27 protein-coding genes, 1 other RNA gene and 1 pseudogene are annotated in these 26,953 nt (G+C 63.4%); 15 read left to right on the plus strand and 14 right to left on the minus strand.

The annotated features are described in order from the left end of the window. Positions 1–380: 380 nt before the first annotated feature. A complete protein-coding gene (locus D1Y85_RS24415) occupies positions 381–1,424 on the minus strand; it encodes an ankyrin repeat domain-containing protein (RefSeq protein WP_124153656.1) in 1,044 nt (347 codons plus the stop codon). Positions 1,425–2,251: 827 nt separating this feature from the next. On the opposite strand from D1Y85_RS24415, the pseudogene D1Y85_RS24420 reads away from it, so the two are divergent. Both D1Y85_RS24420 and D1Y85_RS24425 read left to right on the plus strand, forming a co-directional pair. Further along, a pseudogene (locus D1Y85_RS24420) lies at positions 2,252–2,389 on the plus strand (IS5/IS1182 family transposase); the annotation flags it as partial. Positions 2,390–2,554: 165 nt separating this feature from the next. Beyond that, positions 2,555–4,153 carry an FMN-binding glutamate synthase family protein gene (locus D1Y85_RS24425; RefSeq protein ID WP_124153657.1) on the plus strand — a complete coding sequence of 533 codons (1,599 nt, stop codon included), beginning with the start codon at positions 2,555–2,557 and terminating at the stop codon, positions 4,151–4,153. Between the two features lie 107 nt (positions 4,154–4,260). On the opposite strand, the gene D1Y85_RS24430 is transcribed toward D1Y85_RS24425, so the two are convergent. Next, entirely contained in the window at positions 4,261–4,872 is a 612-nt protein-coding gene (locus tag D1Y85_RS24430; RefSeq protein ID WP_124153658.1) for a glutathione S-transferase C-terminal domain-containing protein, read from the minus strand. Between the two features lie 214 nt (positions 4,873–5,086). Here D1Y85_RS24430 and D1Y85_RS24435 point away from each other — a divergent pair, with 214 nt between their 5' ends. From D1Y85_RS24435 to D1Y85_RS24485, 11 genes are all read left to right on the plus strand, one after another. Next, positions 5,087–6,637 (plus strand): aminopeptidase P N-terminal domain-containing protein, encoded by a 1,551-nt coding sequence (locus tag D1Y85_RS24435; RefSeq protein WP_185219116.1) that lies wholly within the window; start codon positions 5,087–5,089, stop codon positions 6,635–6,637. Positions 6,638–6,728: 91 nt separating this feature from the next. Continuing rightward, a complete protein-coding gene (locus D1Y85_RS24440) occupies positions 6,729–8,012 on the plus strand; it encodes a UbiH/UbiF/VisC/COQ6 family ubiquinone biosynthesis hydroxylase (protein WP_124153660.1) in 1,284 nt (427 codons plus the stop codon). A 255-nt stretch (positions 8,013–8,267) separates the two neighbouring features. Next, positions 8,268–9,341 carry a tRNA dihydrouridine synthase DusB gene (dusB, locus tag D1Y85_RS24445; RefSeq protein WP_124153661.1) on the plus strand — a complete coding sequence of 358 codons (1,074 nt, stop codon included), beginning with the start codon at positions 8,268–8,270 and terminating at the stop codon, positions 9,339–9,341. Beyond that, complete coding sequence (locus tag D1Y85_RS24450) at positions 9,338–9,571, plus strand: Fis family transcriptional regulator (protein ID WP_124153662.1); 234 nt, start codon at positions 9,338–9,340, stop codon at positions 9,569–9,571. The genes dusB and D1Y85_RS24450 overlap by 4 nt, the downstream gene beginning before the upstream one ends. 47 nt (positions 9,572–9,618) lie before the next feature. Beyond that, positions 9,619–11,184 carry a bifunctional phosphoribosylaminoimidazolecarboxamide formyltransferase/IMP cyclohydrolase gene (purH, locus tag D1Y85_RS24455; RefSeq protein ID WP_124153663.1) on the plus strand — a complete coding sequence of 522 codons (1,566 nt, stop codon included), beginning with the start codon at positions 9,619–9,621 and terminating at the stop codon, positions 11,182–11,184. A gap of 165 nt (positions 11,185–11,349) precedes the next feature. Beyond that, on the plus strand, positions 11,350–11,892 hold the full coding sequence (ruvC, locus tag D1Y85_RS24460; protein WP_124153664.1) for a crossover junction endodeoxyribonuclease RuvC: 543 nt from the start codon (positions 11,350–11,352) through the stop codon (positions 11,890–11,892). Positions 11,893–11,990: 98 nt separating this feature from the next. Continuing rightward, positions 11,991–12,275, plus strand: a complete 285-nt coding sequence (locus D1Y85_RS24465) for a type II toxin-antitoxin system Phd/YefM family antitoxin (protein WP_124153665.1) — start codon at positions 11,991–11,993, stop codon at positions 12,273–12,275. Further along, positions 12,275–12,613, plus strand: coding sequence for a type II toxin-antitoxin system RelE/ParE family toxin (locus D1Y85_RS27760; protein ID WP_246025040.1), 339 nt, complete (start codon positions 12,275–12,277; stop codon positions 12,611–12,613). The genes D1Y85_RS24465 and D1Y85_RS27760 overlap by 1 nt, the downstream gene beginning before the upstream one ends. An 88-nt stretch (positions 12,614–12,701) precedes the next feature. Further along, complete coding sequence (ruvA, locus tag D1Y85_RS24475; protein ID WP_124153666.1) at positions 12,702–13,283, plus strand: Holliday junction branch migration protein RuvA; 582 nt, start codon at positions 12,702–12,704, stop codon at positions 13,281–13,283. Between the two features lie 121 nt (positions 13,284–13,404). After that, positions 13,405–14,481, plus strand: coding sequence for a Holliday junction branch migration DNA helicase RuvB (gene ruvB / locus D1Y85_RS24480; protein WP_124153667.1), 1,077 nt, complete (start codon positions 13,405–13,407; stop codon positions 14,479–14,481). A gap of 28 nt (positions 14,482–14,509) precedes the next feature. Next, positions 14,510–15,454: an oxygenase MpaB family protein gene (locus D1Y85_RS24485; RefSeq protein ID WP_124153668.1), complete on the plus strand. Its 945-nt coding sequence runs from the start codon at positions 14,510–14,512 to the stop codon at positions 15,452–15,454. A 112-nt stretch (positions 15,455–15,566) separates the two neighbouring features. On the opposite strand, the gene D1Y85_RS24490 is transcribed toward D1Y85_RS24485, so the two are convergent. From D1Y85_RS24490 to D1Y85_RS24515, 6 genes are all read right to left on the minus strand, one after another. Beyond that, positions 15,567–16,712: a branched-chain amino acid ABC transporter substrate-binding protein gene (locus D1Y85_RS24490; protein ID WP_124153669.1), complete on the minus strand. Its 1,146-nt coding sequence runs from the start codon at positions 16,710–16,712 to the stop codon at positions 15,567–15,569. Between the two features lie 313 nt (positions 16,713–17,025). Then, on the minus strand, positions 17,026–17,694 hold the full coding sequence (locus D1Y85_RS24495) for a histidine phosphatase family protein (protein ID WP_124153670.1): 669 nt from the start codon (positions 17,692–17,694) through the stop codon (positions 17,026–17,028). Between the two features lie 91 nt (positions 17,695–17,785). Next, entirely contained in the window at positions 17,786–18,244 is a 459-nt protein-coding gene (gene dtd, locus D1Y85_RS24500) for a D-aminoacyl-tRNA deacylase (protein WP_124153671.1), read from the minus strand. 52 nt (positions 18,245–18,296) lie between these two features. After that, positions 18,297–19,547, minus strand: coding sequence for a tyrosine--tRNA ligase (gene tyrS / locus D1Y85_RS24505; RefSeq protein ID WP_124153672.1), 1,251 nt, complete (start codon positions 19,545–19,547; stop codon positions 18,297–18,299). 97 nt (positions 19,548–19,644) lie between these two features. Beyond that, the gene (locus tag D1Y85_RS24510) at positions 19,645–19,947 is read right to left on the minus strand and encodes a HigA family addiction module antitoxin (protein WP_124153706.1); all 303 of its coding nucleotides are present in this window, start codon (positions 19,945–19,947) and stop codon (positions 19,645–19,647) included. Positions 19,948–19,968: 21 nt separating this feature from the next. Further along, on the minus strand, positions 19,969–20,247 hold the full coding sequence (locus D1Y85_RS24515; protein WP_124153673.1) for a type II toxin-antitoxin system RelE/ParE family toxin: 279 nt from the start codon (positions 20,245–20,247) through the stop codon (positions 19,969–19,971). A gap of 302 nt (positions 20,248–20,549) precedes the next feature. On the opposite strand from D1Y85_RS24515, the gene D1Y85_RS24520 reads away from it, so the two are divergent. Then, positions 20,550–21,704, plus strand: coding sequence for an anhydro-N-acetylmuramic acid kinase (locus D1Y85_RS24520; RefSeq protein WP_124153674.1), 1,155 nt, complete (start codon positions 20,550–20,552; stop codon positions 21,702–21,704). A gap of 84 nt (positions 21,705–21,788) precedes the next feature. Here the strand turns inward: D1Y85_RS24520 and erpA are convergent, their stop codons facing one another. The 3 genes from erpA to rplM form a co-directional block, all read right to left on the minus strand. Further along, positions 21,789–22,154: an iron-sulfur cluster insertion protein ErpA gene (gene erpA / locus D1Y85_RS24525; protein WP_124153675.1), complete on the minus strand. Its 366-nt coding sequence runs from the start codon at positions 22,152–22,154 to the stop codon at positions 21,789–21,791. A 211-nt stretch (positions 22,155–22,365) separates the two neighbouring features. Then, the gene (rpsI, locus tag D1Y85_RS24530) at positions 22,366–22,758 is read right to left on the minus strand and encodes a 30S ribosomal protein S9 (RefSeq protein ID WP_124153676.1); all 393 of its coding nucleotides are present in this window, start codon (positions 22,756–22,758) and stop codon (positions 22,366–22,368) included. Between the two features lie 11 nt (positions 22,759–22,769). Next, a complete protein-coding gene (gene rplM, locus D1Y85_RS24535; RefSeq protein WP_027795838.1) occupies positions 22,770–23,198 on the minus strand; it encodes a 50S ribosomal protein L13 in 429 nt (142 codons plus the stop codon). A gap of 666 nt (positions 23,199–23,864) precedes the next feature. On the opposite strand from rplM, the gene D1Y85_RS24540 reads away from it, so the two are divergent. After that, positions 23,865–24,287, plus strand: coding sequence for an OsmC family protein (locus D1Y85_RS24540; RefSeq protein ID WP_124153677.1), 423 nt, complete (start codon positions 23,865–23,867; stop codon positions 24,285–24,287). Positions 24,288–24,400: 113 nt separating this feature from the next. Here the strand turns inward: D1Y85_RS24540 and rnpB are convergent. The 3 genes from rnpB to pyrC form a co-directional block, all read right to left on the minus strand. Next, an RNA gene (rnpB, locus tag D1Y85_RS24545) (RNase P RNA component class A) lies at positions 24,401–24,813 on the minus strand. Between the two features lie 143 nt (positions 24,814–24,956). Then, entirely contained in the window at positions 24,957–25,811 is an 855-nt protein-coding gene (locus D1Y85_RS24550; RefSeq protein ID WP_185219117.1) for a DUF3025 domain-containing protein, read from the minus strand. Next, positions 25,808–26,869 carry a dihydroorotase gene (pyrC, locus tag D1Y85_RS24555; protein ID WP_124153679.1) on the minus strand — a complete coding sequence of 354 codons (1,062 nt, stop codon included), beginning with the start codon at positions 26,867–26,869 and terminating at the stop codon, positions 25,808–25,810. The genes D1Y85_RS24550 and pyrC overlap by 4 nt, the downstream gene beginning before the upstream one ends. Positions 26,870–26,953: the final 84 nt, after the last annotated feature.

Here is a 26,953-nt window from a genome sequence, read left to right on the forward strand (position 1 = left end):
CCATCGCTTGATGTCTTCTTCCATCTTCACGCTCATCGCCACGTTCCTTCAATTATGACTTGAGCAGGTTTTCACTGGGTCAATACATGCCTCCGTTTCCCGATTTTACGAAACGTTGGCTTCCAGTTTTTCCGTCCGGCGTCATTCGATCCTCATAGCAGAAGACCGAATGCTAAAGCAGGGCGGCCGTCATGACACGCTTACGGCTAGCGGGCCAAATTAACCGGTACAGTACGAGGCAGCAGCAAAACTACATTGAAGTGCTGTCTCCACGAAATCCTGGGAACTCCACAGTCAGCTTTCAGCGCGCCTCAGCAGACGAAAGGTGCAGCGGCATAACTCGGGACCGTTTGAAAGTGAAAACCCGAGGGAAGCTCAGATCATGGCCTGCAGCTGGCGGGGCGATCTACCGCGTGTCTCTGTTGTAGTAGCTGCACCACCTCAGGATGTCCGTAGCAACGCGCATAGGTGAGTGCGGTTAAGCCATCCGGGGATTTAGCGTTGATGTCCGCACCTGCATCTAGAATGCCTTTCATTAGTGATAGATCACCATAGACGGCCGCACGTGCCAACAGGCTATATCCATGTGCATCTAACGCAGGACCATCAGTGAGACTTTCGAGTGACGACATTGCGTTCAACGCATCGTTAATGTGTCTGAGTTGAGCTTCGGGAATTGCGTCCATGCTTCGAAACAGCACGGTTTTCATGCGCTGGTTCACATCATCTGGAATGAGCGGCTCGGGTGACATGTTAATCATCATCTCTAGGGCACGAGTATCTCCCTTGACAGCAGCCTGGGCGGCACTCAAAAAAGGTGACGACCAAGCCCCCGATTCGCGGTGCTCCAACGGAAGTTCATAACGGCGTTGAATTAATAACTGGAGCACATCAAGGCGACTAGTATTAATCGCAGCATCCCAGACCCGTATTTCGGGCGGAGTGGGCTCCCGCAGATCTATCAAGGCCTGTACAACGTCAAGGGGGGCCTGCTTAGAAACGGCCACTGAAGCATCGGCACTTCTCAGCGGGTAGTCCACATTCGGTTCCTGTTGCCAGGTATCGCGGCTCGGTGTGAATTTGCCGAATTTTTCCTTAATTTTCTGCAGTACTTCCTGCCGTTGTGGTAGGGGTAAATAGACGATCTCCCGCCAAAGGGCTGCTAGATGCGCGCTGCGTTGTGCTGGCGCCTTGTCTAACAAACGATCGAAGATCCGAGCCACCCGAGCATGATCTTCATATTGATAGCGGTCGGTATCCTCCAGTATCTCCAGGAAACGTCCAATCTTATCCCACGAATACTGCATGCCTTGCATCGGCATAGCGCCGTCATCGAGCAGTAGCTCGATGGCGCGCAAGAAGGGCTTTATATCTAATTGATTTGGTGCAAGGTCAATCAAGACGATTAAGCGCTGATTGTTCACTGCAGTCCGATCCTCCCGAGGGACAAATTCACGGAATGCCAGCCATGTATCCTGCTGAAAATTCCTGGCGGCGATCTCCGCCAGAGTTGATTCAGTACCAGGACATATGCGCAACGGCTCCACTGGATTGCTCGAGTGGCGTAAGCCTTGAATGTCGCCCTCAGCCGCGGCGCGACATTGTTTCTGGAATCCACTCGCGTTCGCCAAATCCACTGAATTTGCCGCTTTCGCCAACTTCGCGCTTCCGCATATTAGCGCGCAGGCAAGCGATAGCAATGCAATTTCGCGGGAGCATCTAAATGAAAATGAATTAACCAGAATACGCCTCGATTTTTCTCGATAGAAGATTAAATTTCATATTACGCAAATCTACCACATAAAGACAATGTCGCCACTGGATGCCGTGAGCAGTCTTGTTGTCGCAATCCCTGCCCTTGGTCGATGAGCCCTTCTTTGCCCGCCCGCGGCACATGCACGCTGCCATACCGGTAAATCTGGTCCGACAGCCTATCCTGCACTCGAAAACAATCTTGTCATCGATGATGAGATTGCCGGTTTCCAAGAGAATTTGCATCGATGAAAATTTTCAGTGGGTAAATTCCTCGTGGGTGGGTGGCGCTCATTCCATCTATGCTGCAACCCTCAATATTTTCATCAATGAAAGATTACCTGTATTTAGTGAATTTTCATTGCTGAAAATTCACGCGAGCTTAATTAATTTAGTAACGGAAATCTCGCTCGTATGCACTCGATAGTGCAAGGGGCAAGTCCACTCCCTTTGCTGGAAACTCTACTTCTGATCCCGCTTACCAGGCGGAGGGATTACCGTAGAGCGCACGCATGCCTGGTTTGCCGGTTTCGGCAAACTGCGCATTCGTTTCGAACGGCGTCTCGACATTCATGTCGCGTTGCTTTCCTTAGCGGCTGCCGTTATCTGTTCACGCTTCGTTGATGACTTGTGTTAGCGACTCTTAGCCCGCTCTTGCATGCGCGGCGTGCAATGCGCCGCGCACACGCCCTGTTTCCCGCTTGCCGGCGTCAAGGCCAGATTCACGAACTTCCGGCATCATCCTCGCCAACGCGCCGCCCATGCGGGCGCGCGCATCCGGTCAAGTTCGAGGAGTTGCGCCATGTTTTCCCGACGTTATCTCGCCATGTGGGCCGCCGTGCTGGTCACTTTGGCCACGTTCGCCGCTGCGGCGCTACATCACCTGTCCTGGCTGTGCGCCATCGTGCCGGCGCTGCTGGTCGTGCTCGGTCTCTACGACATGCGCCAGAACCGCCACGCAATCCTGCGCAACTATCCGATCTGGGGCCATCTGCGCTTCTTTTTCGAGTTCGTTCGACCCGAAATCCGCCAGTACTTTGTCGAAGACGACACCGACGAAAAACCGTTCTCGCTCGCGCAACGCAGCCTCGTCTATCAGCGCGCGAAGAACGCCGTCGATAGCCGCCCATACGGCACCGAGCTCGACGTGAAGGCAGTCGGCCACGAATGGATCAGCCACTCGCTCGCCCCGACGAAGCTTTCAAGTTGCGACTTCCGCGTGCTCGTCGGTGCCGATCGTGCGCAGCCTTACTCGATGTCGATCTTCAACGTCTCCGCGATGAGCTTCGGCGCCCTCTCCGCGAATGCGATCCGCGCGCTGAACCTCGGCGCAAAGAAAGGCGGCTTCGCTCACGACACCGGCGAAGGCTCGATGTCGAAGTATCACCGCGAGCACGGCGGCGACATCATCTGGGAAGTCGCGTCAGGCTACTTCGGCTGCCGCAACGACGACGGCACGTTCAACGCCGAAAAATTCCAGCGCCAGGCGGCCGAGCCGCAAGTGAAGATGATCGAGGTGAAGCTCTCGCAGGGCGCGAAGCCGGGTCACGGCGGCGTGCTGCTCGCGGCCAAGGTGACACCGGAAATCGCCGAAACGCGCGGCGTTCCGATGGGTCAGGACTGCATCTCGCCCGCGCGCCATTCGGAGTTCTCGACGCCACGCGGCCTGCTCGAATTCGTCGAGCGCCTGCGCAAGCTCTCGGGCGGCAAGCCCACCGGCTTCAAGTTGTGCATCGGGCATCCGTGGGAATTCTTCGGCATCGCGAAGGCGATGCTCGAAACAGGCATCCTGCCCGACTTCATCGTCGTGGACGGCGCCGAGGGCGGCACGGGCGCGGCGCCCCTCGAATTCACCGATCACATCGGCACGCCGCTGCAGGAAGGACTCCTGCTCGTGCATAACACGCTCGTCGGCATCGGGTTGCGCGAGAAGATCAGGATCGGTGCGAGCGGCAAGATCATCACGGCCTTCGATATCGCGAAGACGCTCGCGATCGGCGCCGACTGGGTGAATTCCGCGCGTGGCTTCATGTTCGCGGTCGGCTGCATCCAGGCGCAGAAGTGTCACTCGGACCGCTGCCCGACCGGCGTCGCGACCCAGGACCCAGTGCGCCAGCGCGCGCTGAACGTGCCCGACAAGGGCGAACGCGTGTTCAACTTCCATCACAACACGCTGCACGCCTTGCAGGAAATCATCCAGGCCGCCGGTATCGCGAGCCCCGACGATCTGCGCGCCCATCACATCGTGCGGCGCGTGTCGTCCTATGAGGTCAAGCTGATGTCGGATCTGCTCAAATACCTGAAGCCCGGCGATCTGCTCGAAGGCCGTTATCGCTATCAGTTGTACGAGAAGTGGTGGCCCGTCGCGCGCAGCGATTCGTTTGCGCCGGCAGAGGGCTGAAGACGGAGGGCTGAATCGTCTCGCCGGGGCGAAAGCCTCCGGCGCGCGCGAGAGGGCGCATGAAGGGCGCGAACGGCGGCCGCGAGCCGCCGTTCTGCCATTTGGCGTCAGGCCTGCGGAAAGGTATCCACGAACGAGGGACGCTGCGAGAGTTTCTCGAAGTGGCGCGCGAGGTCCGGATGCGCTTCGCGCCAGTTGAGGTCGGGCATGCGGAAGTCGAGATAGCCGAGCGTGCAGCCCACCGCGATATCAGCGAGCGTGTAGCGATTACCCGCGCACCACGCGTTGCTCGCGAGTCCCTTCGCCATCGCTTTCAGGCCCTCGTCGATCTTGTGCTGCTGGCGCGCGATCCATTTGTCGCTGCGCTGCTCGGGCGTGCGCTGAATGCCTTCCAGGCGAATCGCGATGGTCGCATCGAGAATGCCGTCAGCGAGCGCCTCCCAGCAGCGCACTTCCACGCGTTCGCGTCCCGACTGCGGAATCAGCTTGCCGACCGGCGACAGCATATCGACGTATTCGCAGATCACGCGCGAGTCGAACACCGCCTCGCCGTCCTCCATCACGAGGCACGGCACCTTGCCAAGCGGGTTCGAATCGTAGATCGTCGTGTCGGCGGCCCATACGTCTTCGAGCACCAGCTTGTATTCAATTTTCTTCTCGGCGAGCATGATCCGCGTCTTGCGGACGTACGGGCTACCGAGCGAACCGATAAGTTTCATCGCAACTGCCTTTTCTGGAATCCGGCGAAAGTATAACGTTGGATTGACGTTGCTCTGACGCTCCGCGCGCGCCTCAAACAAAATTCCCCGACGACGGCTGTGGGCTGAATGCAACACCGGCGCGGCCCGCGCAGGCCTTTCACGCGGCGGCGCCTGTCCTGGCGCGTGCTCAAACTACCGCCCCACGCACGTTTCAGGGCTCACCTTGCGCCCCATGCAGCGCGCATCATGCCAGTCGCGGGCGGCGCGGCGCCCTCAGCGGACGGGGCACTACGGGCGCTACAATCGCACGATGAACTCGACCTCCACGCCCGCCCTGGCCGCCACGCTGCCCGTCCATCCGACAGACGCCGACGTGCCGCGCGGCCCCGATGGCGGCACCGCGCTCTACCGCGAGCGCCGCGAGCGCGTGCTTGCTGCGATGCGTGCGCGAGGCGGCGGCGTCGCGCTCGTCCCGACGGCGCCCGAGGTCATGCGAAACCGCGACGCCGACTACCCCTATCGGCACGACAGCTACTTCTACTACCTGACCGGCTTCACGGAGCCCGAAGCACTGCTCGTTCTCGACGCCAACGCGCAGGAGAACCAGCCCGCTTCGATCCTGTTCTGCCGCGCAAAGAATGCGGAACGCGAGACGTGGGAAGGGTTCCGCTTCGGCCCGGATGGTGCGCGCGAGGCGTTCGGTGTCGACGCCGCGTTCGCCTTCGACGAACTCGACGCGCGCGTGCCGCAACTCATCGCAAACCGGCCGGCGCTGCACTATGCGCTCGCGGCGTCGGAGCGCTTCGACGTGCAGGTGAAGCGCTGGATCGACGCCGTGCGCGCGCAAGGGCGCAGCGGCGTCACGGCACCGTCTGCCGTGCACGACCTGTTGCCGCTGCTCGACGACATGCGCGTCATCAAGGACGCGCACGAGCTCGAAACGATGCGTCGCGCCGCGAAAATCTCGGCGATTGCACACCGTCGCGCGATGGCCGCGTGCCGCCCAGGCATGCGCGAATACGAACTCGAAGCCGAGCTGCTCTACACGTTCCGCAAGCACGGCGCGCAGGGTCCGGCTTACGGCTCAATCGTCGCGGCGGGCGCGAACGCGTGCGTGCTGCACTATCCGGCGGGCAACGCGGTCATCCGCGAGGGCGACCTGATCCTCATCGATGCGGCGTGCGAACTGAACGGCTACGCGTCGGACATCACGCGCACGTTCCCGGCGAGCGGGCGCTACACGAGCGCGCAGCGCGAGCTTTACGACATCGTGCTCGCCGCGCAGCAGGCCGCCATCGATGCAACGCGCGCCGGCGCGAACTTCGAGGCGCCACACGACGCGGCCGTGCGCGTACTGGCGCAGGGGCTGCTGGACACAGGCATCGTCGATCGCCAGCGCTTTGCGAGTGTCGACGACGTGATCGCCGAGCGCGCCTATGCGCGCTTCTACATGCATCGAACGGGACACTGGCTCGGCATGGACGTGCACGATGCGGGCGATTATCGGGAACGAGCCGGCCAGAGAAACGCGCCGGAAGGCGCAACGAAAACCGATGCTCCGCCGCCATGGCGCACGCTTTCACAAGGCATGACGCTCACGATCGAGCCTGGCCTGTACGTTCGTGCGGCCGAGGACGTGCCCGAGCGCTACTGGGACATCGGCATCCGGATCGAGGACGATGCGGTCGTCACCGAAAGAGGCTGTGAGCTGATTACGCGCGACGTGCCGGTCGATGCGGACGAAATCGAAGCACTGATGCTGAACGCGCGCAAGCACGACTGAGGCCCTGATCGGCCAGATACGAGGCCTGGGAACAGGCCAACCGCGAGGCCAACCACAAGGCCATCGACGAGAACAGACCCCAAGAACCGCCATGAACGCAGCCTCCGCGACGCCCGACATCACGCCCCCTGCCACCGCCCCGTTCGACTACGACGTCACGATCGTCGGCGCCGGGCCTGTGGGCATGGCGCTCGCGGGCTGGCTCACGCGCCGCAGCGCGACGGCCTCGCTGCGAATTGCGTTGATCGACGCACGCGAACCCGAGAACAGCAGCGGCGACCCGCGCGCCATCGCCGTCTCGCAGGGCAGCCGCACGCTGCTCGAGGCGCTCGCGTGGCCGCACGAGGCGACCGCCATCGAGCGCATCCACGTCTCGCAGCGCGGTCACTTCGGCCGCACGCTGATCGACCGCGACGACTATGGCCTCCCCGCGCTCGGCTATGTCGCGCGCTACGGCACGATCGTGCAATCGCTCGCGCACGCGGTGCGCGCCACGCCGGTCCACTGGCTGCACCAGACACAGGCGCTCGAACCCATCGTCGACCACGACGGCGTGACATTGCCCGTCGTAAGCGCGGGCGTCGAGCGCTGGCTGCGCACGCGCATTCTCGTGAACGCGGAAGGCGGGCTCTTCAGGCCGCAATCGGACCGAGCCGCGCACGGCGACCCGGACGCCAGCGCGAACGCGGCGAAGGAAGCCGCCGCGCAGGCGAAGGGGGAGACGAAGCGCACGCGCGACTACCGCCAGACAGCGCTGGTGGGTGTCGTGACGGCGTCGGCACCGCAACCGCACGTGGCGTGGGAGCGCTTCACGAACGAAGGCCCGATCGCCCTCCTGCCGATGGGCGGCGTGCGCGGCGCGGACTATGCGCTCGTCTGGTGCTGCTCGCCTGAAGAAGCCGAACGGCGCACGCAGTTGTCGGACGCGGATTTCCTCGCTGAACTCGGCGCCGCGTTCGGCTCGCGCATGGGCCGCTTCACGCAGATCCACGGCCGTGCGGCGTTCGCGCTCGGCCTCTCGGCGCTCGACACGCTCGTCACGGGTCACGGCCGGATCGCGGCAGTGGGCAACGCAGCGCAAACCCTGCATCCCGTTGCGGGCCAGGGGTTGAATCTGGGCCTGCGCGACGCGCACGCGCTGGCCGAAGCGCTGGCGGATCAAGGCGCAACACCGCTCGCACTCGCTCACTTCGCACGCCAGCGCGCGCTCGATCGCCGCATGACGATCGGTGCGACGGATACGCTCGCACGCTTCTTCACGATCGACTTCGGGCCGCTCGCGACGCTGCGCGGCCTCGCGCTCACCGCGCTCGAATTCGCGCCGCCCGTCAAGTCGGCGCTGGCGCATCAAATGATGTTCGGGCAACGGATCTGACGAATGCCGTTGCGTGCGCAACTCACGCATCGGCATCTGGCGAATCAAGGCAATTCGAGGGTCGAATCGCTTTTTCAACCGCGCGAAGGAAAGTATTCACCACACCGCGTAAGAACAATGTTCCGATTCGCCCAGTTCAACCGCTAATCCCGCTTACGCTAAAATAGCGGTTTCCCCCATTTTTCCGGCCGTGGCCGCGCCGACGTTTCCGATCTTTTCGAAACGGGCACGGCGGCGGTCACTTCCCCGCGCGTCATGCTTACGATCGGCCGTCACACCCTGCGCAACAACCTGTTCGTCGCCCCCATGGCAGGCGTCACGGACCGGCCGTTCCGCCAGCTGTGCAAGCGCCTCGGCGCGGGCTACGCGGTATCGGAGATGGTCGCGTCGAACGCGCAGCTCTGGAAGAGCGAGAAGACCATGCGCCGCGCCAATCACGCGGGCGAGGTCGAACCCATCGCCGTGCAGATCGCCGGCGCCGATCCCGACATGATGGCCGAAGCCGCGCGCTACAACGTCGCGAACGGCGCGCAGATCATCGACATCAACATGGGCTGTCCGGCCAAAAAGGTGTGCAACGTCGCCGCGGGCTCGGCGCTGCTGCAGAACGAGCCGCTCGTCGCGCGCATCGTGAAGGCCGTGGTGGACGCCGTGGGCGTCGGCCCTGACGCGGTGCCCGTCACGCTCAAGATCCGCACGGGATGGGACCGCCAGAACCGGAACGCGCTGACGATCGCGCGCATCGCCGAGGATTGCGGCATCGCGATGCTGACCGTGCACGGCCGCACGCGCGCCGACCTCTATCACGGCGAAGCCGAATACGAAACCATCGCTGCCGTGAAGGCCGCCGCGCGCATTCCCGTGGTCGCCAACGGCGACATCGCCACGCCGCAGCGGGCGCGCGACGTGCTGGCAAGCACCGGCGCCGACGCCATCATGATCGGGCGCGCGGCGCAGGGCCGCCCGTGGCTCTTTCGCGAGATCGACCATTTCCTCGCCACCGGTGAGCTGCTGCCGCCGCCGCGCGTCGACGAAATCCAGTCGATCATGAATGAGCATCTCGAAGATCACTACGCGTTCTACGGCGAATTTACCGGGGTGCGTACTGCGCGCAAGCATATCGGCTGGTACACTCGCGGCCTTTGCGGCGCCAACCTGTTCCGGCACCGTATGAACACGCTGGACACTACACGAGAGCAACTTCTCGCCGTTAACCAGTTCTTCGACGAACAAAAGGCACGCTCGGATCGACTCGTCTACGAGGACGAGGACGAAACGGGCGCAGGCCGCGGTGACGAAATCGAATCAACCGATCGACTGGCAGCATGAGCAAGCACAACATCGAAAACTGCGTCCGCGAGAGCCTCGGCGTGTACTTCCAGGATCTCGACGGCTCCAACCCGCACGACGTGTATGAAATGGTGATTTCGATCGTCGAAAAACCGATGCTCGAGGTGGTGCTCGAGCAGGCCGGCGGCAACCAGTCGCTGGCCGCCGAGTATCTCGGCATCAACCGCAACACGCTGCGCAAGAAGCTCCAGCAGCACGGCCTGCTGTAGGCGCTTCGGCCCAGCCCCCTCGATCCTTCCGGCTCCCCTCCTCCATCATGATCAAGCAAGCGCTCATCTCCGTTTCCGACAAGTCGGGCATCGTCGACTTCGCGAAGTCGCTTTCATCGCTCGGCGTCAAGATCCTGTCGACCGGCGGCACCGCAAAACTGCTCGCGGACGCGGGCCTCCCTGTCACCGAAGTCGCCGACTACACCGGCTTCCCGGAAATGCTCGATGGGCGCGTGAAGACGCTGCACCCGAAGGTGCACGGCGGTATCCTCGCCCGCCGCGACCTGCCCGAGCACATGGCCGCGCTGGAAAAGCACGATATCCCGACCATCGATCTGCTGGTGGTGAACCTGTATCCGTTCGTCCAGACCGTTTCGAAAGACGAGTGCACGCTGGAAGACGCGATCGAGAACATCGACATCGGCGGCCCGACGATGCTGCGCTCGGCGGCGAAGAATCATCGCGACGTGACCGTCGTGGTCGATCCCGTCGATTACGCTGCGGTCCTCGACGAAATGCGCGCTAACGGCAACAACGTGAGCTACGCGACGAACTTCCGCCTCGCGACCAAGGTGTTCGCGCACACGGCGCAGTACGACGGCGCGATCACGAACTACCTCACGAGCCTCACGTCCGAACTCGACCACAAGTCGCGCAACACGTATCCGGCCGTGCTGAACCTCGCGTTCGACAAGGTGCAGGACCTGCGCTACGGCGAAAACCCGCACCAGAGCGCAGCGTTCTTCCGCGACATCAGCACGCCCGCCGGCGCGCTCGCGAACTACAAGCAGTTGCAGGGCAAGGAACTGTCGTACAACAACATCGCCGACTCGGACGCGGCATGGGAATGCGTGAAGACGTTCGACGTGCCCGCCTGCGTGATCGTCAAGCACGCGAATCCGTGCGGCGTGGCCGTGGGCGCCGATGCGCACGAAGCGTATTCGAAGGCGTTCCAGACCGATCCGACGTCGGCGTTCGGCGGCATCATCGCGTTCAACCGCGAAGTCGATGAAGCGGCGGCGCAGGCCGTCAGCAAGCAGTTCGTCGAAGTGCTGATCGCGCCGTCGTTCTCGGACGCCGCGAAGACCGTGTTTGCCGCGAAGCAGAACGTGCGTCTGCTCGAAATCGCCCTCGGCGACGGTCACAACGCGTTCGATCTGAAGCGTGTCGGCGGCGGCCTGCTCGTGCAGTCGCTCGACTCGAAGAACGTGCAGCCGCACGAACTGCGCGTCGTGACGAAGCGTCATCCGACGCCGAAGGAAATGGACGATCTGCTCTTCGCCTGGCGCGTCGCCAAGTTCGTGAAGTCGAACGCGATCGTGTTCTGCGCGAACGGCATGACGATGGGCGTCGGCGCGGGCCAGATGAGCCGTGTGGATTCGGCGCGCATCGCGAGCATCAAGGCTGAAAACGCGGGTCTCAAGCTCACGGGTTCGGCCGTGGCGTCGGACGCGTTCTTCCCGTTCCGCGACGGTCTCGACGTGGTGGTGAACGCCGGCGCGACCTGCGTGATCCAGCCGGGCGGCTCGATGCGCGACGACGAGGTGATCGCCGCCGCCGACGAGCACAACATCGCCATGGTCATGACGGGCATCCGCCATTTCCGTCACTAAGCGGCAAACCTTCGGAGCGCGTTGCAATGCGCGCCGTATCGCCCGAATAGCCCCGAAAACCCGCCGGACTTCGCGTCCCGCGGGTTTTTTTGCGCACCTTCAATGCTCGCGGTGCGGTTGCCGTTCGTTGTACCATCGCAGGCACATTTGTTATTCCCGGCCTTCATGAGAATCATTGGCATCGACCCCGGCTTGCGCGTCACCGGCTTCGGCGTGATCGAGCGTCACGGCCATCAGCTCACGTATGTCGCGAGCGGCGTGATCCGCACCGGCGATGCCGACCTGCCCACGCGTCTCGGCATCATCTTCGAAGGCGTCTCCACGCTGATCCGCCAGCACGCGCCCGATACGGCCGCGATCGAAAAAGTGTTCGTCAACGTCAATCCGCAATCGACGCTGCTGCTCGGTCAGGCGCGCGGCGCGGCAATCTGCGGGCTCGTGTCGGGCGGCGTGCCCGTCGCCGAATACACCGCGCTGCAGCTCAAGCAGGCCGTGGTGGGCTACGGCCGAGCGACCAAAGAGCAGATGCAGCAAATGGTCGTGCGCCTCCTGAACCTCTCGGGCACACCGGGCACCGACGCCGCCGACGCGCTCGGCATGGCCATCTGCCACGCGCATGGCGGCGACACGCTCGCGGCACTTGGCGAACTTGCGCCATCGCTCGCGAAAAAGGGCATACGCGTGCGGCGCGGGCGGCTCATCGGCTAACCCATGGCGGGCGATTACGCGTCGAGGCAGACCCGCCGTTGCCGCAGGACCGATAATGGTCTATATTTGGTCTTCCTCGCATCATAATGGAGCCGCTGATGCATATCGCCGATCACGTGAAACCAATCAGCTACCTCAAAAGCGAAGCTGCGCAGATCGTCAAGGACCTGACCGACTCCGGCGAGCCGCTCATCATTACCCAGAATGGCGAGGCCAAACTCGTCGTTCAGGACGTCCGCAGCTACGAGGCAACGCAACAGACCCTTGCGCTCCTGAAGATCCTGGCCATCGGTCAAAAGCAGATTGAGCGTAACGACCACGTCGACGGGGACGAATTCTTCGCAGAACTGAATGAACTCGATCGCCTCGAAAAGCTTCGCTGATGCCTGCCGCACTGCTGAATTACCGCATCCTGCCGACAGCCCGCATCGGCCTTGATGAACTGAGAAGTTACGTCGTCCACTCATTCGGATGGGAGGCATGGCGTCAAACGTCGACGCAGATTCAGGATACGATCGCGCACATTCGCCAGTTTCCCGAAAGTGGCCATGTGCCCGTCGAACTCGAAGGCTTCGGCGATGACAGGTATCGGCAGGCGCTCTCCGGCAAGAACCGGATCATCTATCAACTGCGAAACGAGACGATTTTCATCCATCTCGTCATCGACGCACGACGCGACTTGCAGGCCCTGCTCCAAAGGATCGTGCTTCGGCTGATGTGAGCCGGCGCGAGGCAACGCGCTCTCCCCGGTGCGCCTATGCGCCACGCGCTCCGCTACACTCACGCTTTCTCCCACCACTGAATCCGCCATGATCGGTCGCATCGCCGGCGTCCTGCTGGAAAAAAATCCGCCGCACCTGCTCGTCGACTGCAACGGTGTCGGCTACGAAATCGACGTGCCTATGAGCACGTTCTACAACCTGCCCGGCACCGGCGAGAAACTCGTGCTGCTCACGCACATGATCGTGCGAGAGGACGCGCATCTGCTCTACGGCTTCGGCACGCAACAGGAACGCACGACGTTTCGCGAACTGCTCAAGATCACGGGCATCGGCGCGCGTATGGCGCTCGCGGTGCTCTCGGGCATGAGCGTGCATGAGCTTTCGCAGGCCGTGACGCTGCAGGATGCGGCGCGGCTCACGCGCGTGCCCGGCATCGGCAAGAAGACCGCCGAGCGTCTGCTGCTCGAACTGAAGGGCAAGCTCGGCGCGGACCTCGGCGCCATGGCCGCAGCCGCTTCGCCGTCCGATCACGCCAACGACATCCTCAACGCCCTGCTCGCACTCGGCTATTCGGAGAAAGAGGCGCTTGCGGCGATCAAGAACGTGCCGGCGGGCACGGGCGTGTCCGAGGGAATCAAGCTCTCGCTGAAGGCGCTCTCGAAGGCCTGACGCCCACGCCCGCCGACGCGCGACAGCCACGTTGCGCGTAGCGTCCAGACCGTGAACAGCGGCTTGCGGCACAACTTCCCGGGCGATCCGCCCGCGCTCCCTCGCGCGGTACAATCGCTCCATGATCGAAACCGACAAACTCGCCGCAAACCGCGCCAGCACTGAACGCGTGATCGACGCTGCGCCGACCTCGCCCAATGAGGAGGCGTTCGAACGCGCGCTGCGACCGCGCCATCTCGACGAATATGTCGGCCAGGAAAAGATACGCGGCCAACTCGAGATCTTCATCGAGGCCGCGAAGCGCCGCTCCGAGCCTCTCGATCACGTGCTGCTGTTCGGGCCGCCGGGCCTCGGCAAGACCACGCTAGCGCACATCATCGCACGCGAAATGGGGGTCAATCTTCGGCAGACGTCGGGGCCGGTGCTGGAGCGCGCAGGCGACCTTGCCGCCCTGCTCACGAACCTCGAAGCCAACGACGTGCTCTTCATCGACGAAATTCACCGGCTCTCGCCGGTCGTCGAGGAAATTCTCTATCCGGCGCTCGAGGACTACCAGATCGACATCATGATCGGCGAAGGGCCCGCTGCGCGCAGCGTGAAGCTCGACCTGCAGCCGTTCACGCTGGTCGGCGCGACCACGCGCGCGGGCATGCTCACGAACCCGCTGCGCGACCGTTTCGGCATCGTCTCGCGGCTGGAGTTCTACAACGCGAGCGAGTTGAGCCGCATCGTGCAGCGTTCCGCGTCGCTGCTCGGCGCGCACATCCATCCCGACGGCGCGCTCGAAATCGCGCGCCGCGCGCGCGGCACGCCGCGTATCGCGAACCGCCTGCTGCGCCGTGTGCGCGACTACGCCGAAGTGAAGGCCGACGGCTCGATCACCGCCACCGTTGCCGACGCCGCGCTCAAGATGCTCGACGTGGATCCGGTCGGCTTCGACCTCATGGACCGCAAGCTGCTCGAGGCGATCCTGCACAAGTTCGACGGCGGACCGGTCGGCATCGACAATCTGGCTGCGGCGATCGGTGAGGAACGCGACACGATCGAAGACGTGCTCGAACCGTACCTGATCCAGCAGGGCTATCTGCAACGCACGCCGCGCGGGCGCGTCGCGACGCTGCTCACCTATCGCCATTTCGGGCTCGCCGCGCCGGATTCTGCCGCCTCGGGCGGCCTCTGGGACCCGAACGCGTCCTGATACGCGACCGGGCCTGAGTGAATACGCGATGTCCGAACAACACGCCGGCCGCCGCCACGACGCCCCCGAACCCACGGGGCTCGCCGCACAGCTTGCGCACCGCGTGCGCATGGTGCTCGCCGAGAGCGTGACTCACCTCACCACGGGCAGCGGCCCGAAACTCGACTACTCCGCGCCGCCTGGTGATCCCGGCCTCTTCGGCCCTGACGCCGTGTGCTGGAAGGTGCACGCCGATTTCGCGTCGATGATGGCGGGCGGCGTCAGCGCGCTCCTGCTGCAGTCGTTGCATCCGCTCGCGCTCGCGGGCGTGTGGGATCACTCGACGTTCCGCAGCGACATTCTCGGCCGGCTGCGCCGCACCGCGACGTTCATCGCAGGCACGACCTACGGCAGCCGCGCCGATGCACTCGCGCTGATCGAGCGCGTCAAGACGATCCACGAGGGCGTGACCGGCACGGCGCCGGACGGCCGCCCGTATCGCGCAAGCGACCCCGCGTTGTTGACCTGGGTGCATGTGGCCGAAGTGTCGAGTTTTCTCGCGGCGCATTTGCGCTACGTGAACCCTTCACTGCCGGAGGCGCTGCAGGACCAGTATTACGAGGAGACGTCGCGCATCGCGCGGCTCCTTGGCGCGACCGACGTACCCGCTTCACGCGCCGAGGTCGCAGCTTACCTGCGCGCGATGCAGCCCGAGCTGGTGGCGAGCGAGCGCACACGCGAAGTCGTGCGCGTGCTGATGAACGCGCCCGCGCCGCGGCCAGCCATGCGTCCGGCGGGCATGCTGATGCGGCACGCCGGCATCGACTTGCTGCCGCCGTTCGCGCAGCAAGTGCTCGGCTTCGATCGCTTTGCCTTCGTGCGCCACGCGCTCGTGCGGCCGGGCATGCGCACGGTCGCGCCCGTGCTGCGCTGGGCGCTCGTCAACGGCGTATCGAAACGGGCGCGGCGGCGAGCAGCGGCCAGGCCACACTAACGCCAGGCGCCCTGAAAGCAGAACGGCCAACCCGCAAATGCCGGTTGGCCGTTTTCGTCACGCGTCGGTCACGCATTCGCGTGACACCGTGCGCCTTGCGGCGCACACCGTCTTACATCTTCACCACGTCGAGCAGCGTCTTCTTGCCCGCCTTGTAGTTGTAGAGCGAGATCACGCCGTGCTTGAGGTCGCCCTTCGAGTCGAACGTCGTCTCGCCGATCACGCCCTTGTAGTCGGTGCCCGGAATCGCCGCGAGGATCTTCGCCGGATCGGTCGAGTTCGCACGCTTCATCGCGTCGACGACGATATACACCGCGTCATACGTGAACGGCGCATCGAATTCGATTGCGTGACCGAAGTGCTTCTCGTACTTCGCTGCGAACGCTGCACCGCCGTCCATGCGCTCGAGAGCCATACCGGCCTGCGAGCACACGACGTTGTCGGCTGCCGCGCCCGCGAGCTGCGCGAGGCTTTCCGTGCAGACGCCGTCGCCCGAAAGCACCTTCGCGCGCAGGCCGAGCTGCTTCGACTGCTTCGCAAACGGGCCGCCCGTGGCGTCCATGCCGCCGTACATGATCGCGTCGGGGTTTTCGCCCTTGATCTTCGTGAGAATCGCGCGGAAGTCCACAGCCTTGTCGTTCGTCGCGTCATGCGACAGCACCTTCAGGCCGAGCGACTTGGCGGTCTTCTCGAACTCGTTCGCGAGGCCCTGGCCGTAAGCGGTCGAATCGTCGACGATCGCAACGCTCTTCACGTTCAGCGTCTTTGCTGCGTAGTTGGCGAGTGCCGGACCTTGCTGCGCATCGGTCGCGACGACACGGTAGGTCGTCTTGAAGCCTTGCTGCGTGTAGGCCGGGTTCGTCGACGACGGCGAGATCTGCACGATGCCCGCATCGCTGTAGATCTTCGAAGCCGGAATCGAAGCGCCCGAGTTCAGGTGGCCAATCACCGCGACGACCTTGTCGTCGACGAGCTTCTGCGCCACCTGGGTGGCCTGACGCGGGTCAGCGCCATCGTCCTGTCCGTCGAGCTGCAGCGTGACCTTCTGACCGCCGATCGTGAGGCCCTTCGCGTTGATTTCCTCGATGGCGAGGCGGGCACCGTTCTCGTTGTCCTTGCCGAGGTGCGCCGAACCGCCGGTGAGCGGGCCGACGTGACCGATCTTGACGACCTGGTCGGCGGATGCGTTGGCGGACATTGCTGCGAGCGCAACAACTGCGGCGCTGACCGGCAGCAGCTTGTGAAGCTTGAACGTCATTTGAATCTCCTGCGACTTTTTTTGAAAACTACCTGGCATTTGAACCTTTGCACGCCCCGGCGCGGCACGCGCGCGTCCTCTATAACGCGCGGCCGGCGCCCGCCGCCGCGGGGGAAACAACGTCGGAGCACCCGATGGCCGAAGCGGAGCAAAGCTCAGAAGAATGTTATCAGCCCGCCCTTGTTTCAGGTTGGCAATCGGAATGGGGCCGTAAGACGTTGCTGAGGCAAGTTGAAGCTATCGCAAAAAAGTCATTGCACCTGCGGTCGTGGCTGCAAGACATGAAGGGAGGCGGATGCGTCAGCGTTCCGGTTCACACGCGCCTGAAGCCGTCATCGGCGCTTGCACCGCCCAGATGCTCGACGTCGCCCCAGGTGACAACACTCGCCTGCGTGACAGCACCATCGCTCTCGAAATCGACGATGTTCACGCTCGTATTGAAGAGCGGCCAGTTGCGCGGCGCGTCGAGCGGCAGGCCGCGCGCGAAGCGATAGACGCAATCGAGCACGCCGCCGTGCGTGACGACCGCAATACGCCCGCCCGGGTGCGCGGCGATCAACGGCTCGAGCGCGTGCAGCACGCGATGGTAAAACGCGCGATGCGATTCGCCCGCGGGCGGCGCGAAGCCGGGGTCGCGCGTCTGCCAGTGTGCGTATTCGTCGGGAAAGCGCGCGGCGATCTCGTCGCTGTCGTGGCCCTGGAATGCGCCGTAGTTCCGCTCGCGCAGCCCTGGGGCGAGCTGAACCGGAACTTGCAGCGCCTGCGCGACTGGCTGGGCGGTTTGTTGCGCGCGCATCAAGTCACTGGACCACACCGCGTCGAGCCGCGCGCCGGACTGCGCCTCGCGAGCGATGCGACTGCCCAGTTGCTGCGCCTGGTCGATGCCGCTCTGTGCAAGCGGAATGTCGATATGGCCCTGGATGCGCTTGATGCGGTTCCAGTCGGTTTCGCCGTGTCGGATGAAGATGATTTGCGTGGTCATGGGGCGGCGCGGGGGTTCACGAAGGCATCCTCAGCAAAGGGGACGCCATTGTCGGATAAAGTGGCGCGCGGGCACGAGGCGCGCGGAAGAATCAATTGCGGACCTGGAGCCAGAAGGTCACGGGGCCGTCGTTGACGAGCGACACCTGCATATCGGCGCCGAATTCGCCCGTTTCGACCACCGGGTGCCTGGCCCGTGCAGCAGCAACGAAGTAGTCGAAGAGCCGGCGGCCTTCGTCGGGTGGCGCAGCGGGTGTGAAGCTCGGGCGCAGACCGCTGTTGGTGTCGGCGGCGAGCGTGAACTGCGAGACTAGCAGGAGACCGCCCGGCGTGCCGTTGCCGTCGATGTTCTGCACCGGCAGGTTCATCTTCCCGGCCGCATCGCTGAACACGCGGTAGCCGAGCAGCTTCGCGAGCAGTTTGTCGGCGTTGGCCTCCGTGTCGCCACGTTCGGCACAGACGAGCGCGAGCAGCCCCTGGCCGATCGCGCCAGTGATGCTGTCATCGACACGCACTTCGGCGCGACGCACGCGCTGGATCAATGCGATCATCGCGCGCGCTCCGGCTGCGGCGCGTGGCCCCGTCCCTGCGGGTGCAACGTCATCACGCGGTCAGCGTCACGCGCGCGAAGCGGCGCTTACCCACCTGCACGACGAACTCGCCTGCCTCGACCTTCAGGCCCTTGTCGGATACGCTCGTACCGTCGATCTTCACGCCGCCCTGCTCGATGTTGCGCAGTGCCTCGCTCGTCGACGGCACAAGGCCCGCCTGTTTGAGCAACTGGCCGATCGCGAGCGGCGCACCCGCGATGGTCACCGAGGGGATGTCGTCGGGCACGCCGCCCTTCGCGCGGTGATTGAAGTCCTCGAGCGCGCGCTCGGCATCGGCTTGCGAGTGAAAACGCGTGACGATCTCCTGTGCGAGCAGCACCTTGAAGTCACGCGGATTGCGGCCCGCTTCGGCTTCGCGCCTGAAGCCCTCGATTTCGCCCATGGGACGGAACGACAGCAGCTCGAAATAGCGCCACATGAGCACGTCGGAGATGCTCATGAGCTTGCCGAACATGTCGTTCGGCTTCTCACTGATGCCGATGTAGTTGTTCTTCGACTTCGACATCTTCTCGACGCCATCGAGCCCCTCCAGCAGCGGCATCGTGAGAATGCACTGCTGTTCCTGGCCGTACTGCTTCTGCAGTTCGCGCCCCACCAGCAGATTGAACTTCTGGTCGGTGCCGCCGAGTTCGAGGTCGGCGTTCAGCGCAACCGAGTCGTAACCCTGCATCAGCGGATAGAGGAATTCGTGAATCGAGATCGGCACGCCGCTCTGGAAGCGCTTGGTGAAATCCTCGCGTTCGAGGATTCGCGCGACCGTGTAGCGCGACGCGAGCTTGATCATGCCGTCGGCGCCGAGCGGCATCGACCATTCGCTGTTGTAGCGGATCTCGGTCTTCTCGCGGTCGAGCACGAGCGCGGCCTGATCGAAGTACGTCTTCGCGTTCGATTCGATCTGCTCGCGCGTGAGCGGCGGACGCGTCGCATTACGGCCGGACGGATCGCCGATCAGCGAGGTAAAGTCGCCGATCAGGAAAATCACGGTGTGGCCGAGGTCCTGCAACTGGCGCATCTTGTTGAGCACCACCGTGTGACCGATGTGGATGTCGGGCGCCGTTGGATCGAGGCCGAGCTTGATACGCAGCGGCTTGCCCGTGGCCGCGCTACGCGCGAGTTTTTGCTGGAATTCTTCTTCGATCAGCAGTTCGTCCACGCCGCGCTTCGTGACGGCGAGCGCGTGACGAACCTCGTCGGTGACCGGAAAGGCGGGGGTGCCACTGGATTGGGAGGACTCGGTGCTCATGCGTCGATCGTAAAGTCAGGTTTAGACCGCGATTTTACGTGATTCGAGCAGCATCACCGACGTTTCAAGGCCCTCGGCCCGTCACAAACGCGTTGTTTCAGGAACGGGCGACGGCACGAGCCACGCGCGGCACACCTTTCGAGCGCGCCTGCCACAGGTCCCAGGCTACCTGCTGCGCGAGCCAGAGGTCCGCGCGGCCGCCGTTTTCCTCGCCTAGCCAGGCTTCGATCCGCAACGCCATTTCCGGGGAAATGCCGGCGCGACCGTTGAGCACGCGCGAAAGCGCCGCGCGCGTGACCCCCAGTTGCGCCGCAGCTTCGGTCACGGTCAGACCCAGTTCCGGCAGGATGTCATCTCGTAGTGTCTCGCCCGGATGGGGCGGATTGTGCATGCGAATCATGTCGCTCATCTTTAGAGCACCTCAATGGTAGTCATGGTAGTCGACCAGGATAGCGTCGGGCCCTTCGAACGCGAAGGTGAGCCGCCAGTTGCCGCTCACCTTGACCGAGTGGTAGCCGCCAAGCCCGCCCTCCAGCGCGTGGCATCTCCAGCCCGGTACGTTCATATCCTGCGGCGATTCCGCCACATCGAGCCGTGCCAGTTGACGTGCGAGGCGCGATACGTGATCGGGACAGATGCCTGCGTTGCTTCCCGTGAAAAAGAATTCCTTGAGCCCTTTGTGCTTCCACGACTTGATCATGGTTCCCCAGATGAAGTGAATCGAACATTGGTTGGTCCTTTTCCGGGGCGTGGCTGGCGCAACGATCTTTCCGTATACTGATCAGTTACACTATACGCACGATCGGACTCCCAGTCAACACGCCCTCCGTCTGCAAGTTGAGCTCGCACACGCCCCGGCACCGCTCGCGCAAAAGCGGCCAGCCCCAAGCGTCACACGAGACGCACGAATGCCTCAACTAGCCCGTTCGGCTTACGTGCACGCGCCATTACGTCGATAATCCACGACGGGAAACGAATATCGCATTCGAGGAGGAGCACAACGTGGCGCCACACGACGAACGAAAGAACAGCGACAACGCCGCAGACGGCGTGTATTTCGGCCTGATGTCGGGCACGAGCATGGACGGCGTCGACGGCGTCGCGGTGCGGCTCGAAAAGGGCAGGCGGCCCGTCGTGCTGGCGGAGGCGTTCGTCGGCTTCACGAAGACTCTGCGCGAGGCGCTCTTCTCGCTGCAGCAGCCCGGTGACAACGAAATCGAGCGCGAGTCACTGGCCGGCAACGCGCTCGCGGCGCGCTACGCGGTTTGCTGCCACGAACTGCTACGCTCGGGCAATCTTTCTTCCAGCGAGGTGCGTGCGATCGGTGCGCATGGGCAAACCGTGCGGCATAACCCTGAAAAGGGCTACACGGTGCAGATCCAGAACCCGGCACTGCTTGCCGAACTTACGCGTATCGACGTTATCGCGGATTTCCGCAGCCGCGATGTCGCCTCGGGCGGCCAGGGCGCACCGCTCGTGCCGGCCTTTCACGCGACGGTGTTCGGGTCCAGGGAGGAAACGCGCGTCGTCTGCAATCTGGGGGGAATCAGCAACATCACGATTCTGCGGAACACGGGCGAGGTACGCGGATTCGACTGCGGCCCGGCCAACGCTTTGCTCGACCTCTGGGCCGAGCGGCACCTCGGCAAACCGTACGACGAAAACGGCCAGCTCGCCGCAAGCGGCACAGTGCACGAGCCGCTCCTGAACACGCTGCTCGCCGAACCGTTCTTCGCGCAGCAACCACCCAAAAGCACGGGACGCGATCTCTTCCACGCGCAGTGGCTCGATGCGGCGCTGAAGGGCTTTGAGTCGCTCGCGCCCGCCGACGTGCAAGCGACGCTCGTCGCCCTGACCGCCGTGAGCGTAGCGCGTGAGATCGAACGCCACGCGCCGGATTGCCGCGCGGTATACGTCTGCGGCGGCGGTGCCCGCAATCCGCATCTGATGGCGGAACTGCAAAAAGCACTGGAGATGGTCGGCAAGAACGGCGTGCCGGTCGCGACGACCGATGCGCTCGGTGTACCGCCGCATCATGTGGAACCGTTGGCGTTTGCCTGGCTGGCGATGCGCTGTGTCGCGCGTGAGCCAGGAAGTCTCGCGGCCGTGACCGGTGCGGCAGGCGATCGCGTGCTCGGCGCGATCTATCCGCGCTGAATGCGCGGAGGGCGTGCAAACACGCGCCCCAGATAAACAAAACGGGGCATGATGCCCCGTTTTTTCATACCGTAATGCGTCCGTTCAAACCGAGAACGACGAGCCGCAACCGCACGTGGTGCTGGCGTTCGGGTTCTTGATGACGAACTGGGCACCGTTCAGATCGTCCTTGTAGTCGATCTCCGCGCCGAGCAGATACTGATAGCTCATCGAATCGACCAGCAGTTGCACACCGTTCTTGTCCATCACGGTGTCGTCTTCGTTGATCGTCTCGTCGAACGTGAATCCGTACTGGAAGCCCGAGCAGCCGCCACCCTGCACGAACACGCGCAACTTCAGGTCCGGATTGCCTTCCTCGTCGATCAGTTGCTTGACCTTGTCAGCCGCCGCTTCGGTGAAAACGAAGGGACTGGGCATTTCGGTCACAGGGGTCTCGGTGACAGCGCTCATGCGAACTCTCCAAAAAAGCTTTAGCCGCTATTGTAGGGCTCTTCTAAATATCGTGCTGATGCCCACAAAATCAAGGGGTTCTTTGCGTGCGCTTGTGAGCAGCTTGTGAGCACGACGTGCAGCGGTCCTGACAAAACGAAAAAGCCGCCCAGCGCATTCCGCGCGGGCGGCTTTTGCAGTTGCGCACCATTTGGGGCGCAACCCAAAGCGATTAACGCTTCGAGAACTGCTTGCGGCGACGTGCCTTGTGGAAGCCGACCTTCTTACGCTCGACTTCACGTGCGTCACGCGTCACGAAGCCTGCTTGCGACAGTGCCGGCTTGAGCGTTGCGTCGTAGTCCATCAGCGCACGGGTGATGCCGTGGCGGACTGCGCCGGCCTGGCCGGTTTCGCCGCCGCCCGTCACGTTCACCTTGATGTCGAACGTCTGGCCGTGGTTCGTGAGTTCCAGCGGTTGACGCACGATCATCAGCGACGTTTCGCGCGAGAAGTAGTCGGCGATGGGCTTGCCGTTGACGACGATGTCGCCCTTGCCCGACTTGATGAAGACACGAGCGACGGCGCTCTTGCGGCGGCCCGTACCGTAATTCCAGTTACCGATCATGTGGGCTCCCCTTAGATCTCGAGCGCCTTCGGCTGTTGGGCCGAGTGCGGATGCGTTGCGTCTGCGTAGACCTTCAGCTTCTTGATCATCGCGTAACCGAGCGGGCCCTTCGGCAGCATGCCCTTGACCGCCTTCTCGAGCGCACGGCCCGGGAAGCGTTCTTGCATCTTGCCGAACGTCGTTTCGTAGATACCGCCCGGGTAGCCCGAGTGACGGTAGTACTTCTTGTCCGTGGTCTTGTTGCCCGTGACCTTCAGCTTGCCGGCGTTGATGATGATGATGAAATCACCAGTGTCGACGTGCGGGGTGAACTCAGGCTTGTGCTTGCCGCGAAGACGGCGTGCCACTTCGCTGGCGACACGGCCGAGAACCTTATCCGTCGCGTCAATCACGTACCATTCGCGCTGCACTTCATGTGCCTTGGCGGAAAAAGTCTTCATGATCGATCCAAAAAATATACTGTGCCCTTTGTTTGGTCCTGCTTGTATGGTGACGCTCGTTGGCGCCGGCGCAGGCTCTCCCTGTTTGCTTCTTCCCGCGGGCATGGGTGCAGGAAACCTTGGATTATAAAAGGAAAATTACCGAAACGTCAAAATTTCTGCGGGTCGCGAAGAAGGTGTGGGCCGGTTGCTCGAAAAACGGGGCGAAAGCGCTGGGTGGCGCCGCGTGAAAAACACGCAGACGAAAAAAAGCCCGAACGCAATCGCTCGGGCTTAATCCACCTGGTTGAGGAGGGTGGAGGAGACATGCTGAGGCGTCGCAAAACACGACAACCAATGAGACGCATTGTACGGATTTGTTTTGTGCAGCGCAAGAGAAACTACATTGCGAAATCCAAAGCCACGATATGAAATCGCATGACGATCGCAGAAAAATGTAGATTTATTTTAAAATCAATGGTTTATAGCTTAACCCGCCAAGCATGACGTGCCGCAACTAGAGCGAAACCCCTAAATAATCGCGCGGAATTCACCGTGATCCGGCCATGCTGCGACGCAGCATTTGAACGCGGCACACCACCCTCCGTCGCCACGTCGCCCTCGGACGTACTTGTAAGGCGCGGGCTACAATGCCGTCTGTATCGAAAAACCGGCAGAGGCACACGCATGGAATGCAAAGTTAGCTGGATGGGGCAGGATGGCATGGCATTTGCCGCCGAAACGGGGAGCGGTCACCTCGTCAACATGGACGGCGCACCGGAAGGCGGCGGCCGTAACCTCGCGCCGCGCCCGATGGAGATGCTGCTGCTCGGCACGGGCGGCTGCACGGCCTACGACATGGTCCTGATCCTGAAGAAGAGCCGCCAGGACGTCAGCGGCTGCAGCGTGACGCTCAAGGCCGAGCGCGCGAGCGAGGACCCGAAAGTCTTCACGAAGATCCACTTCCACTTCACCGTGACCGGCAAGAACCTGAACCCGGCAACGGTCGAGCGCGCTATCAACCTGTCGCACGACAAGTACTGCTCGGCGTCGATCATGATGGGCAAGACCGCCGAGATCACGCACTCGTTCGAGATCGTCGCGGCCTGAGCCCGCCGTCGGTCCCGCGCCGCGGCACGCACCGGCGCTGCGTGGAACAAAAAAGCCGGCGCGTCGAGTTCAACTGTGAACTACGCCGCGCCGGCTTTCTTGCGTAATGAGATTGGCAAAGCAGGCCGATAAGCCGGATTCTGTGCACACGCGGCGCCTTGCGGCGCCGTGCGCGTGGCAGCCATTCCTCTAGGCGCGCCATTGCTGGCGCGCTCAAGCTTCCTACCCGCAGACGAGACGGGGGCCCCGTCCTGCATCGCGAAGATGCGCGCCTGCCTACTTGGAATTGCTCCGGGTGGAGGTTGCCGTGCCGTCTACGTCACCGTAGCCGCGGTGCGCTCTTACCGCACCGTTTCACCCTTACCTGATCCCGGCCGTAGCCGGGCCATCGGCGGTCTGTTCTCTGTTGCCCTGTTCCGCGTGTCGCCACGGATGGCCGTTAGCCATCACCCTGCCCTGTGGAGTCCGGACTTTCCTCGCCTCCTTTGGTCGAAACCGCCGGAGCCGCGACTGCCTGGCCTGCTTTGCGAGGGCCGATCTTAGCACGGTGAGGCGCGCGGCGCGCTGGGAGTCGGGGCGGCGTGAGCGCCGCATGTAACGACGGCGGGTGCAGTCAGGCCCACAGTCAGACCAATGTGCACGGCAACCGAATGCCGCGGCGCGATGGCACTAGCGCGCGCGACGGCCTGGCCGAAACACCGAGGTATCGTCGTAAAACGCCTTGTCTTCGTTCTGCGGCCACCAGCCTGGAATGCCGAGCACCGGCAGCGGCGAAAAACTACGGCCATTGAGGTCCGCATCAGTGGCGAGCTTCGTGCTCACCACCTCGTCGAGCCATGCGTCGCGCTGCGCTCGCGGCCAGACGAAGTATTGAGCTGGCGCGTCGACCACCCACGCGTGCGCCGTGCACGCCGCATACGGTGCGATCAGCTTGTCGAGCAGCGCATGGCCGAATACGCGCACTTCGCAGTGCGTGCCCCAATGGGCACGCCCCGCGACGAACAGCGTGTCCCATTCGAAACCGCGCAGCGCCGCAGACAGCGCCGGGGCGGCGCAGACGAACAGCACCGCGTTTTCGTCGAAGAGCGTGAGTGCATCGCGCGCATCGCCACGCGTCGGGCCAACGCCCAGCACATCGATCGCCGCCGACTGGCGCGCGTTCAGCGTCGCCTTGATACGCGGGAATGCGAACCAGGCCAGCGCATTAAAAAAGTCGTGGAGATTATGGCGCGTGGGTACGCAGCCGGTCGCAGCAATATGCGCCTCGTAGGCCGCGCCCTCGGGCAGATCGTCCTGTGCGATGAAAGCGAGCGGCTGGCCGCGCCCCGTGCGCTGCGCCGACGCACGCGCATCGGCGTTCAGCTCGTCAAGATAGCGGCCATAACCCGCCAGTGCGGCCTGCTGCCAGCGCCGACCGCGCGTTTCGTGCTGGGCGAACCACGGGCGCGCCCAGTCGATATCCGCGAAACCAGCGGCGGGAAGACTGCGGCGCACCGCCCCGGCCGGACTGGCTTCGGTGATCACGAAGCGGCCAGCTTCCAGCCGATCGTCTCGCCGCCGCGCAGCGGCACGACCGGCGTGTCACCGGCCGTCACTTCGGCGGGCAACGTCCATGCCTCGCGCCGCAACGTCACCTTCTCGGTGCTGCGCGGCAGGCCGTAGAAGTCCGCGCCGAAGAAGCTCGCGAAACCTTCGAGCTTGTCGAGCGCGCCCGCATTGTCGAACGCCTCCGCATACAGTTCGAGCGCGTGCAACGCCGTATAGCAGCCCGCGCAGCCACATGCGTGCTCCTTCAGCCCCTTCGGATGCGGCGCGCTATCCGTGCCGAGGAAGAAACGCGGGTCGCCCGAAGTCGCTGCCTCGACGAGCGCGACGCGATGGGTCTCGCGCTTGAGCACCGGCAGGCAGTAGTAGTGCGGACGGATACCGCCCTGGAAGATAGCGTTGCGGTTGTACAGCAGGTGATGCGCCGTGATCGTCGCCCCAAGCAGGTCCGGGGCGGCGTTATCGGCGCGGATGTAGTCGACGGCATCCTTCGTCGTGATGTGCTCGAATACCACTTTGAGCGCCGGAAAATCGCGGCGCAGCGGCGCCAGCACACGGTCGATAAAGACCTTTTCACGGTCGAACAGGTCGATGTCGGCGTTCGTCACCTCACCATGCACGAGCAGCGGCATGCCCGCTTCCTGCATCGCTTCCAGCGTCTTTGCGCACTTGAGGATGTCGGTCACGCCTGCATCCGAGTTCGTCGTCGCGCCCGCGGGATAGAGCTTCACGCCATGCACAAAGCCGCTTTCGCGCGCGCGGCGGATTTCGTCGGGCGGCGTGTTGTCGGTGAGATAGAGCGTCATCAGCGGCTGGAAACGCATGCCCGCGGGCAACGCCGCGAGAATGCGCTCGCGGTACGCAGCGGCCTGTTCGGTCGTCGTGACCGGCGGCTTCAGGTTCGGCATGATGATCGCGCGGCCGAACTGGCGCGCGGTATGCGGCAGCACCGCCGCGAGCATGGCGCCGTCGCGGACATGCAGGTGCCAGTCGTCGGGGCGGGTGAGCGTGAGAGTCGTCGGGGAAGAAGCGTTCATGGCGATCGAATGCAGCGGATAACGGACTAAAGCAAGGCAAAAACGGGCAAAACGCACAGCGGCCGGGTACATCGGCAAACCAGC

It is taken from the genome of Paraburkholderia dinghuensis (genome assembly GCF_003837865.1).
GTDB lineage: Bacteria > Pseudomonadota > Gammaproteobacteria > Burkholderiales > Burkholderiaceae > Paraburkholderia > Paraburkholderia dinghuensis.